General features: G+C 70.2%; 13 protein-coding genes. 8 read left to right on the top strand and 5 right to left on the bottom strand.

The annotated features are described in order from the left end of the window. Positions 1 to 1,066 (top strand): transcription termination factor Rho (gene rho, locus AB0C29_RS18580; protein ID WP_360821645.1); only part of this gene is annotated, 1,066 nt, incomplete at its 5' end. Here the strand turns inward: rho and AB0C29_RS18575 are convergent. Together AB0C29_RS18575 and AB0C29_RS18570 are read right to left on the bottom strand one after the other, a co-directional pair. Next, complete coding sequence (locus AB0C29_RS18575; protein ID WP_360821644.1) at positions 1,063 to 1,722, bottom strand: fasciclin domain-containing protein; 660 nt, start codon at positions 1,720 to 1,722, stop codon at positions 1,063 to 1,065. The two genes, rho and AB0C29_RS18575, sit on opposite strands and share 4 nt — an antisense overlap. 89 nt (positions 1,723 to 1,811) lie before the next feature. After that, positions 1,812 to 2,579: an alpha/beta hydrolase gene (locus AB0C29_RS18570; RefSeq protein ID WP_360821642.1), complete on the bottom strand. Its 768-nt coding sequence runs from the start codon at positions 2,577 to 2,579 to the stop codon at positions 1,812 to 1,814. 137 nt (positions 2,580 to 2,716) lie between these two features. Here AB0C29_RS18570 and AB0C29_RS18565 point away from each other — a divergent pair, with 137 nt between their 5' ends. Together AB0C29_RS18565 and sthA are read left to right on the top strand one after the other, a co-directional pair. After that, the gene (locus AB0C29_RS18565) at positions 2,717 to 3,289 is read left to right on the top strand and encodes a hypothetical protein (RefSeq protein ID WP_360821640.1); all 573 of its coding nucleotides are present in this window, start codon (positions 2,717 to 2,719) and stop codon (positions 3,287 to 3,289) included. A 39-nt stretch (positions 3,290 to 3,328) separates the two neighbouring features. Further along, positions 3,329 to 4,732, top strand: a complete 1,404-nt coding sequence (sthA, locus tag AB0C29_RS18560; protein ID WP_360821638.1) for a Si-specific NAD(P)(+) transhydrogenase — start codon at positions 3,329 to 3,331, stop codon at positions 4,730 to 4,732. On the opposite strand, the gene AB0C29_RS18555 is transcribed toward sthA, so the two are convergent. Next, positions 4,729 to 5,526 (bottom strand): L,D-transpeptidase family protein, encoded by a 798-nt coding sequence (locus AB0C29_RS18555; protein ID WP_360821636.1) that lies wholly within the window; start codon positions 5,524 to 5,526, stop codon positions 4,729 to 4,731. The genes sthA and AB0C29_RS18555 overlap by 4 nt on opposite strands. A 2-nt stretch (positions 5,527 to 5,528) precedes the next feature. Beyond that, entirely contained in the window at positions 5,529 to 6,128 is a 600-nt protein-coding gene (locus tag AB0C29_RS18550) for a helix-turn-helix domain-containing protein (RefSeq protein ID WP_360821634.1), read from the bottom strand. 82 nt (positions 6,129 to 6,210) lie between these two features. Between AB0C29_RS18550 and AB0C29_RS18545 the strand changes: the two genes are divergently transcribed. From AB0C29_RS18545 to AB0C29_RS18535, 3 genes are read left to right on the top strand one after another with little or no spacing between them, the layout of a single operon-like run. Further along, positions 6,211 to 6,975 carry an SDR family oxidoreductase gene (locus tag AB0C29_RS18545; protein ID WP_360821632.1) on the top strand — a complete coding sequence of 255 codons (765 nt, stop codon included), beginning with the start codon at positions 6,211 to 6,213 and terminating at the stop codon, positions 6,973 to 6,975. Positions 6,976 to 7,014: 39 nt separating this feature from the next. Next, positions 7,015 to 7,488 (top strand): helix-turn-helix domain-containing protein, encoded by a 474-nt coding sequence (locus tag AB0C29_RS18540; protein WP_360821631.1) that lies wholly within the window; start codon positions 7,015 to 7,017, stop codon positions 7,486 to 7,488. Positions 7,489 to 7,492: 4 nt separating this feature from the next. Continuing rightward, on the top strand, positions 7,493 to 7,840 hold the full coding sequence (locus tag AB0C29_RS18535; protein ID WP_360821629.1) for a hypothetical protein: 348 nt from the start codon (positions 7,493 to 7,495) through the stop codon (positions 7,838 to 7,840). Between the two features lie 54 nt (positions 7,841 to 7,894). Here the strand turns inward: AB0C29_RS18535 and AB0C29_RS18530 are convergent, their stop codons facing one another. Then, positions 7,895 to 9,187, bottom strand: a complete 1,293-nt coding sequence (locus AB0C29_RS18530) for an RICIN domain-containing protein (RefSeq protein WP_360821627.1) — start codon at positions 9,185 to 9,187, stop codon at positions 7,895 to 7,897. Between the two features lie 185 nt (positions 9,188 to 9,372). Between AB0C29_RS18530 and AB0C29_RS18525 the strand changes: the two genes are divergently transcribed. Continuing rightward, positions 9,373 to 10,011 carry a CGNR zinc finger domain-containing protein gene (locus AB0C29_RS18525; RefSeq protein WP_360821625.1) on the top strand — a complete coding sequence of 213 codons (639 nt, stop codon included), beginning with the start codon at positions 9,373 to 9,375 and terminating at the stop codon, positions 10,009 to 10,011. 69 nt (positions 10,012 to 10,080) lie between these two features. Continuing rightward, positions 10,081 to 10,279, top strand: a 199-nt coding sequence (locus AB0C29_RS18520) for a zf-HC2 domain-containing protein (protein ID WP_360821623.1), incomplete at its 3' end; no start/stop codon positions are given.

The following is a 10,279-nucleotide window of genomic DNA, read 5'->3' as shown; positions in this document are numbered from 1 at the left end:
CGTCGACGACAAGGCCTGGCTGCGCGCCGACGGCTACCTGCCCGGCCCCGACGACATCGCGGTGTCCTCGGGCCAGGTCCGCAGCCACGGCCTGCGCCGCGGTGACCACGTCACCGGCATCGCGCACGTCCCGAGCGGCCGCAAGCCGGCCACCCTGGACGTCGTCACCATCAACGGCGAGGACCCGCTGCGGGCCACCCGCCGGCCCGATTTCTACCAGCTGACCGCCCTGTACCCGCAGGAGCGGTTGCGGCTGGCGACCGAGCCGCACGTCCTCACCACCCGGGTCATCGACCTGGTGATGCCCATCGGCAAAGGCCAGCGCGCGTTGATCGTGTCGCCGCCGAAGGCCGGCAAGACGATGGTGCTGCAGGCCATCGCCAACGCCATCACCTACAACAACCCCGAAGTGCACCTGATGGTCGTGCTCGTCGACGAACGGCCCGAAGAGGTCACCGACATGCAGCGCTCGGTGCAGGGTGAGGTCATCGCGGCCACCTTCGACCGGCCGCCGACCGATCACACCGCGCTGGCCGAACTGGCCATCGAGCGGGCCAAGCGCCTGGTCGAGACCGGCCGCGACGTGGTCGTGCTGCTGGACTCGATCACCCGGCTGGGCCGGTCGTACAACCTGGCCGCGCCGGGCCGCGGCCGTACGATGTCCGGTGGCCTGGACTCCACGGCGCTGTACCCGCCGAAGCGCTTCCTCGGTGCCGCCCGCAACATCGAGCACGGCGGTTCGCTGACCATCATCGCGACCGCGCTGGTCGACACCGGGTCGGCGATGGACACCGTCATCTTCGAGGAGTTCAAGAGCACCGGTAACGCCGAGCTCAAGCTCGACCGTTCGCTGGCCGAGTCCCGGCTGTTCCCGGCGATCGACGTGACCGGCTCGGGCACCCGGCACGACGAGGCGCTGGTGGCGCCGGCGGAGCTGGCCCTGATGCACCAACTCCGCCGGGCCCTCGGTGGTGAGGACCGCAAGCAGAGCATGCGGCAGTTGCTCGACCACCTCAAGGCGACCAGCACGAACGCGGAGTTCCTGCGTCGCGCAACCCGGAATTAAGGCAGGTCGACCGGGCGCAGCACGCGGTCGATGGCGTGCGCGATCTGCTTGTTGCCCTTGTTGATGTCGAAGGCGGCGACCCGCGGGTTGCGGTCGTTGCGGTCGGCGTCGATCAGCGCCACCTTCTTGCTCCGCCACCAGGACCGGTAGACGTCGACGGTGATCGTCGCGCCCGCGGCGGTGGTGAGCTTGGCCCCGTCGGCCTTGAGCGCGGCCTTGCGGTCGATCGTGGCCCCCGGCACGACGTGGTAGAGCAGCACCGCCTCGACGGTGTCGATGCCCAGGCCGGCGACCGTGGTGAACGCCGCCTTCTCGGAGGGCAGCTTGCGGGACTTGCTGACCTCCTTGGCGAGCTGGCGGAACGCACCGTCGTTGGGCACGAAGGCGGTCAGGGCGACCGTACCGTCGGTGAGGACCTTGACCGGGCTGGCGGGCTTGGCGGCCAGCACGGCCAGCACGGCCGCGGTGAGCACGTCGAAGTCCTTCGAGTTGCGGTCGAAGCCGCTCTTGTCCGCGGTGAGCACGGCGGCGAGCGACTTGGTGCCGAGCGGCTTGGTCTTGCCGTGGGCCTGCGCGGGCGCCCCGAGAGCAGCGGTGGCGAGAACGGTGGCCGTGGCCCCTGCGGCGATGCGGGTGGCCAGTCGAGCGATGTTCATCAACACGCCTTTCGTCATCCGTACCGGTCGGCGGCGAGTGCCGCCTCCTGGTGTTCGCCCACGATCGGGGCGCTGGATGCACGTGGCGCTCAGCGGTCCAGGAATTCACCCAGCAGTCGTTGCCACTCGGCCGGCTGGTCGAGGTGGGCGTCGTGGCCCGAGTCCGGGATCGTCACCAGCTCGACCTCGGGACGCAGCTCGAGCATGCGCGCGACCTCCTCGTCCGGCATCCGGCTCTCCGCGCCGCGGACCAGCAGTGTCGGCACGCGGAGCCGCTGCCAGCTCTCCCATTGCGCGGTCGCGGCGACCCCACGGATGGCGGCCTCCATGATGTCGGCGTCGAAACGTGGCCAGTAGCCGTCCGCCCGGTGCTCCAGCTCCTCGGCCCAGGCGCGGGCCAGTGAGCCTTCCCCCAGGAAGTCGACCGCGGCCGTACGGGACGGGAACGGCACCGGCCAGGAGGCGAACCACTTGCCGAGCCGGCCGGGGTAGTCGTCCTCGCTGCCGCCGACCCCGCCCTCCAGCATGATCAGCCGGCTGACCAGCTCCGGGTGCCAGGCCGCGGTCAGCATCGCGGTGTGGGCGCCCATCGACTGCCCGGCCAGCGTCACCGGGCCACCGCCGGCCAGCGTCTCTATGACCTTGACCACGTCGGACACGTACGCCGCGCGGGAGACGTCGGCCGGCCGCCGGATGCTGTGACCGTGGCCGCGCTGGTCCGGGGCGATGACCAGGTGTCCGGGCCGGGCCACCGCCAGCTCCCGGGCGCTGCCGGCCAGGCCGTGCAGCAGCACCAGCGGCGGACCGTCCGCATCGGAGACCAGACAGGACAGATGCTCAACCGTGACACGCCGCATGTCCCCATCATCGGTTCGCCGCACCGGGGTCCGCACACCGGACGTTCGGGCAGCTAACCTCCGCGCTACGGACAATTCAGCTCACGGCAGAGCGAAGTCGCTGGTCGTCGACCATTTCGGCGTGCCAGGCTCTGCTGGTGAACTCAGACCCAGCCACAGTGCCCACCCGGGTGTACACCGCCGAGCAGACGGATGCCGGATGGCGTTCCATGTCCCTGCTGGTCCGGCATGTGCAGCGGGGTGGTCACCCGGTCGCCGTGACACCGACGGTCGAGCTGCAGGCCGAGGAGAAGCAGTACGGCTCCTTCCTGGTCGACGTGTCCGCGTACTTCTCCACCAAGGTGGACTATTCGAGCAGCATCTTCGCCAGCGGCGGGCTGTTCTTCACCGGGCACAGCGCCGAGCAGAGCAGCGAGGCCCGGGCCGGCTGGAGCGACGGTGAGCGGCGGGCCGCGACCGTCACCAGTCAGCGGCTGCTGGTCGGCGACACGGCTTACGACTTCCGCTCGCTGATCATGATCCAGCCCAACCCGCTCGACTGGTCGGTCAACCTCTACTTCCAGGGCGCCCAGCCGATCATGCTGCGCGGGCCGTGGGTGCCGTGGATGACCGTGGTCATGTGCGCCGAGCTCTACGGTTCGCCCTGGCCGCCCGGGCACGCGCCGGAGATGGATATCCCGATCAAGGATATGTGCGAAAACGCGCAATAGCGCGGGCGCGGGCCGGGAGATCCTGTCACGCTGAGGCCCGTGTATGACTACGACCTGTTGGTGCTGGGCTCCGGGCCCAGCGGTCAGAAGGCCGCCATCGCCGCCGCCAAGCTGGGCAAGCGGGTCGCCATCGTCGACCGCCGCGACATGCTCGGCGGGGTGTGCATAAACACCGGCACAGTGCCCTCCAAGACCCTGCGCGAGGCCGTGCTCTATCTGACCGGCCTGAGCCAGCGCGACCTGTACGGCAGCAGCTACCGGGTCAAGGAGCAGATCACGGTCAGCGACCTCGCGGCGCGGACCCAGCACGTGATCACCCGGCAGACCGACGTCATCCGCAACCAGCTCGCCCGCAACCACATCGCCATGCTCACCGGCACCGGCCGCTTCGCCGACGCGCACGCGATCTGGCTCGACGGCGGCACCGGGCACGACGCCAAGGTCAGCGCCGACAAGATCATCATTGCCGCGGGCACCCGGCCGGCCCGGCCGGACAGCGTCGACTTCGACGACCGGACCATCGTCGACTCGGACGGCGTGATCAACCTGGAGGCCGTGCCGCGCAGCATGGTGGTGGTCGGCGCCGGGGTGATCGGCATGGAGTACGCCTCCATGTTCGCCGCCCTGGGCACCAAGGTCACCGTCGTCGAGCGGCGCGACAAGATGCTCGACTTCTGCGACGAGGAGATCGTCGAGTCGCTGAAGTACCACCTGCGCGACCTGTCGGTGACGTTCCGGTTCGGCGAGGAGGTCGCCGCCGTCGAGCGTCACCAGACCGCCGCCCTGTGCATCCTCAAGAGCGGCAAGAAGATCGTCGCCGACACGGTGATGTATTCGGCCGGCCGGCAGGGGCAGACCGACGACCTGGCCCTAGAGGCCGCCGGGCTGAGCGCGGACAAGCGCGGCCGGATCGACGTGGACACCAATTACCGCACCGCGGTCGACAACATCTATGCGGTCGGGGACGTCATCGGCTTCCCCGCGCTCGCCTCGACGTCGATGGAGCAGGGGCGGCTCGCGGCCCAGCACGCGTGCGGCGAGCCGGCGCGCGAGATGCACGAGTTGCAGCCGATCGGCATCTACACGATCCCGGAGATCAGCTTCGTCGGGAAGACCGAGGACGAGCTGACCGACAGCGCGACCCCGTTCGAGGTGGGCATCGCCCGCTATCGCGAGCTGGCCCGCGGGCAGATCGTCGGCGACTCGTACGGGATGCTGAAGCTGCTCGTCTCCCCGGACGACGGCCGGCTGCTGGGCGTGCACGTCTTCGGCACCGCGGCCACCGACATCGTGCACATCGGCCAGGCCGTGATGGGCTGCGGCGGCACGGTGGACTACCTGGTCGACGCGGTGTTCAACTACCCGACGCTGTCGGAGGCGTACAAGGTGGCGGCCCTGGATGCCAGCAACAAGATCCGCAACATTACGAGGATCGACGGCTAATAGACCCAGACCCGGGTGTCGATCGGGATCTTGTCGTTGCTCCACAGCCAGTTCATCGCGGCGATGGACACCCGCGCGCAGCCGTGCGACGCCGGGTACGGCGGCACACTGTTCGCCCCGTGCACGGCGATGCCCCCGTTGAAGTACTTCGGCCGCCAGAGCAGACCCAGCGGTGCGTGCCGCCAGCCGTCGATCTGCCGCGACACCCGGAACTTGCCGCTGGGGGTGTCGGCCAGGAACGTCGCACCGTTCTGCTCGTAGTGCTCCATCGAGCCGGTCGAGGTGTTGAAGACGTGGCTGATGGTGCCGTTGTCGACCAGCATCAGCAACTGGCGCTTGAGGTTGATCTCGATGACCCGGCCGCTCGTGCTCTTCGCCTTGGGTCGTACGCCCTGGTCCAGGGCTTTCTGGGTCTTGGGTCCGACGACGCCGTCACGGTTCAGGCCGGCCGCCTTCTGCAGCGCGTAGACCGCCTGCTGGGTCTGGCCGCCGAAGGTGCCGTCGGCCTTGCCGTTCCAGTAGCCGAGGTCGGTGAGGCGCTGTTGCAGCGTCACGACCCGGGCGCCCTTGACGCCGGTCTTCAGCTTCTGCGGCTTCGGCGCGGCGGTGGGCTTCGGGCTGGGGCTCGTGCTCGTGCCGGGGCTGGGTGACGCGGTCGGTGCCGGTCCGGCCGACGACGGCGCGGTGGCGGGCGCCGAGGGCGCCGCGGCCTGCTCGGAGCCGCCGGTGTCGCACCCGGCGGCCAGCGTGACGAGGGCCGCCACCGTCGTCGCGTACGTCAGAGCTCTTCGCATGGTCACAGGCGAAAACTTCTCAGTGCGGCCAGCGCGCCGTCAAGCGCGGCCTCCAGCGGGGCGATGGAGTCGCGGGCCTGCATCAGCAGCAGCCCGCCCTGCAACGCGGCGAAGACCGCCACGGCCAGCCGCTCCGGATCGGCGTCCGCGCGCAGCTTGCCCTGCTCACTCATCCGGCGCAGACCGGCGGTCAGGTACGCGCACCAGCGCTCGGCGTGCCCGTTGACCTCGGCGGCCCGCTCGGGGTCGTGGACCAGCAGGTCGGTGACCATCGAGCTGATCGCACAGCAGTTGTGGGTCTGCGACGCGTAGTGCTCGACCACCGCGTCCCGCCAGGCGTCCCAGTCCTCCCAGGTGTCGAGGGTGTCCAGCCAGGGGCGCTGCGCGGCCAGGACCCGGTCCATCTGGAAGGCCGCGATGGCACTGACCAGCTCACTCTTGCCGCCGGGGAAGTAGTGGAAGAGCTGGCTCTTGCTGGTCGCGGTGCCGGCCCGGATGTCGTCGAGGCTGGTCCCGTTCACCCCGCGGGCCAGCACGAGGTCGGTCGCGGCCTCGACGATCCGCCCGCGGGTCGCCGCGCCCTTGGCGGTCAGTCGGGTCATGAGCACCACACTAGCTCTCTGGACCCATCGGTCCAATCGCGTGCTAGCTTCTGGACTACAGGGTCCAATCAAGGGAGTCAGCATGCGACTGCAGGGAAAGACGGCGCTCGTCACGGGCGCCACCAGCAACATCGGCCGGGCGATCGCTGTCGCGTACGCGGCGGAGGGCGCCCACGTCGTCGTCTCGGGCCGCAGCAAGGAGCGGGGTGAGCAGGTCGTCGCGGACATCCGGGCGGCCGGCGGCCGGGCTGACTTCGTCCAGGCCGACCTGGACGGCTCCGCGCGGGTGTCGCACGCCCTCGCCGAGGAGGCCGGGCGCGTCCTGGGAGGCCGGATCGACATCCTGGTCAACAACGCCGGGATCTTCCCCGGCGACAGCACCGCGGCCACCGACGAGGAGACCTTCGACCGGGTGTACGCGGTCAACGTCAAAGCGCCGTACTTCCTGACCGGTGCCGTCGCGCCCGCGATGGCGGCCCGGGGCGACGGCGTGATCATCAACCTGGGTTCCTGGGTGGCCCGGCTCGGCCTGGGCATCGGCACGCTGTACGCGTCCACCAAGGGCGCGGTCGAGACGCTGACCCGGGCCTGGTCCGCCGAGTACGGGCCGGCCGGCGTACGCGTCAACGCCATCTCGCCCGGGGTGATCCGGACGCCGGACCTGGACCCGGCGGTCCCGCACCCGGGGGAGGTCATGATGCGCGGCACCCCGGCCGGCGGCAGCGGAGCGCCGGAGGCGATCGCCCACGCGGCCGTCTACCTGGCGAGCGACGAGTCGGCGTTCGTGCACGGCACGGTGATCGACGTCGACGGCGGCCGGATCGGCGCCGCGGTCATCGCTGCCTGAGGGGTTTGAGAACGATCGTTCTTGACTGATCGTTCTCGAATGGCCTACGGTGGGGACATGGGCCGGCCGCGCGGATTCGACGAGGACGAGGTCGTGCGCGCGGCGGTCACGCTGTTCGGGCGGCAGAGTTTCGCCGGCACCAGCGTCGACGACCTGGTCAGCCACCTCGGCGTGCACCGCGGCAGCCTCTACAAGACGTTCGGCAGCAAGCGCGGGCTCTATCTGGCCGCGCTGCGGCAGCACGTCGACCGGGACGTCACCGCGGCCGCGGAGGTCTTCGCGGCGGCGGACGACGTCGATGAGGCGGTGCGCCGGATCACCGACGCGGGGCCGGACCTGGGGTTGCTGTTGCTGGCCCTGGTCGAGCGGGCACCCGTCGATGCCGAGGTCGCCGCCGAGACGACCCGGGCCCTGGCCCGGCTGCGGGACGCCCGGGCCGAGCTGGACCGGGCGCTGGGCCTGCTGGTGCGGACGCGGGCCACCGGGCCCGCGCCGGAATTCGTGGGGGAGTGACGTCATGGCACACGTGCGCATCGAGGGCGGCGAGCTGATCGTCGAGATCGAGGGGCTCAACAAGGTCTGGGCGCTCAAGAGCAGAATCACCGTCCCGCTGAGCCACGTGCGGGGCGCCACCGTTGATCCGGGCATCGTGCGCGAGCCCAAGGGCCTGCGCTCGCCCGGCACCCACATGCCCGGCGTCATCGTGGCCGGGACGTTCCACTCCGACGGCGAGCGGATCTTCTGGGACGTGCGCGACGCCCGCAAGGCGATCGTCATCCAGCTCGACGACGAGGAGTACGCCCGGCTCGTCCTCGAGGTCGACGATCCGCACGCGGCTGTCGACCTGATCGAGCGGGCGTTGTGACGGGCGCGGGCCGTCCCGCCGAGGGGGTGGGACGGCCCGCGCGATCAGGGACGTTCAGCGGACGGTGAGCCGGAAGCTCTGCGCCGCCGTGCCGTTGCAGGCGTACTGCACCAGTTGGACGCTGTCGGCGGTCGAGGCGGCGGGGACGTCCAGGCACTTGCCACTGTTGCGGTTGACGAAGTGGTACGAGCCGTCGGCCTCGGCCACCGGCTGCCACTGCTGGTTCGCGCCGCCCCCGTACGCCCAGGTCTGGATCGGGGCGTTGTCGGCCGTCGACACGTTGGTCACGTCCAGGGCCTGCGCGCTGTTGCCGCGGTTGTTGATCCGCACGTAGTTCCCGCTGGTCGGCACGAACTGGTACTGCTGCGCGGTGCTGGTGTTGCAGGCGTACTGCTGGATCGCGGTGCCGCTGGTGGTGCCGGCCGCGCGGGCGTCGACGCACTTGCCGCTGTTCCGGTTGGCCACGGAATACCAGGCCGCCGGGTTGATCGCCGGGTCGGCCGGCGGGTCGGTCGGCGGGGTCCCGGTCGCGCCGCCCAGCCAGAGCAGGCCGTTGATCAGCCACTGGTTCTGCTGGGCGCTCGCGAAGGTCGACGACGTCCGGGTGTTGGTCGCGTAGTTCATGTCGTTGTGCCCGAAGTTGGTGTAGAGCATCTTGTAGTTGCGGTTGGTCCAGATCAGCGGATAGAAGCCGCTGCGCCACTGCTGGTTCGGGTCGGTGCCGACCGGGAAGCTGCCGGCGTCGACCGAGGCCAGGATGTCGATGTCCGGGTTCTGCCGCAGGTCCCGGCTCCACGAGTACCACTCGCTGACCGCGGACGGGATCGTGGCCGGCAGGCCGGCGGTGGACGGATGCGCGCGGTCCTCGATCCGCAGTGTCTCGGCGGTCGGCCCCCATGTGTTGGTGGCGAAGTTCCCCGAGCCCAGGAACGAGTTGTAGTACCAGCTCCACGAGTTGGCGTCGGTGGTGAACGCGCTGACGTGGAAGCCCATCCAGGCCCCACCGTTCTGCATGTACTGCTGGAACGCCGCGCGCCGGTCGGCCGGCGGTGCGTCGTCGAGGAACATGATGACCTTGTACTGGGCCAGCTCACCGGCGTTGAGGCGGCTCCAGTCGGTGGTCGCCTCCCAGGTGAAGCCGTACTGCGCACCGGCCCGGGGGAACCAGTCGCGGGCTTCCTTGTCGAAGTCGATGTGCGCCGCGTCCCAGGTGCCGTTGTAGAACGCGAGGACCTTGAACGGCGTGGCCGCGGCTGCTTCGGCGGGGCGCAGAGCTATGCCGGCGGTGGTGACGGTCAGGAGTGACAGGGCGGCGGCGAAAGCGCGTCTGAGCAGTTTTCTACCCACGTGATGTGTCCTTGGGGAAGCAGGGGATTTGCAGGACGGGCGGCCGCTGCTGACATCTTCAGCCATCGATGCAGGTGTCCACAAGGTTAAGAGTCCTAATAGTTAATTTAAGTTCCGATCACACCGAAACCGCGTCAGGCGACTGGTGGATACGGGTGTGAAAAAGAATCAAGTACTCTTCGCCTATGTCATGGAAGGCGAGTGCCCGGCACGGCGTACGCGAGGCGCCGGCCGGCCTCGCCCTCCTGCAGGATCTGGTGAACACCCGGGGCAGCATGTCCTACGCTCCGGACCTGCTGGCCGGCCCCGACGACGCGCAGCGCTGGCTGACCGACGCGCTCGGCACGTGGTCGCGGGTGGCCGGTCTGCCGGCGCCGGTGATCCTGCTGTCCTCGACCGACATGCGCTCGCTGCGCCGGCTGCGCACCACCTTCGAGAACGTCATCCTGGCCGGTGGGCGTAACCCCGAGCCGGACGGCGCCCTGCCGCCCGCCGACGTGCCGGTCAGCCTGGTGCCCGACGCGGACGGCTGGGTGCGGATGGTGCCCAGCGGCCGCGGCACCCGGTGGCTCGCCTCGGCTCTGTGGGCCGAGGCTCTGCTCGCCCAGCAGGCCGGACTCTGGCCGCGGCTCAAGCTGTGCCACAACGTCGACTGCCGGGCGGCGTTCTTCGACACCTCGCGCAACAACAGCGGTGTCTGGCACGACGTCAGCACCTGCGGAAACACGGCCAACCTGCGGGCGTTCCGGGAACGCAAGCGGCTGATGGGCAACTCCGGCAACCAGCTCGGCGGCCCCAGCGTGCAGCGGCCCGACCTGCACTGAACCCGCGGGAACCAGAAGCCCTCGGCGGGCGACTATGGGGATATGGCGTGTGAGCGGTGGCGCGAGTTGGTGTCCGCGCAGCTGGACGGCGAGGACGACCCGGCCGATCGGCCGCGGGTCGAGCAGCATCTGGCCGGCTGTGCCGGCTGCCGGGGGTGGCTGGAGCAGGCGGCCACGGTCAACCGGCTGACGCGTACGGGTCTCGTGCCGGACGTGCCCGACCTCAGCGCGGCCATCCTGGCTGCCCTGCCGGCCCCGCCGGCCCGCC

The organism is Actinoplanes sp. NPDC048791 (assembly GCF_040650095.1).
GTDB lineage: Bacteria > Actinomycetota > Actinomycetes > Mycobacteriales > Micromonosporaceae > Actinoplanes.
Note: the sequence above shows the minus strand (reverse complement) of the source record. Positions and strands in the feature narration are given on the sequence as shown.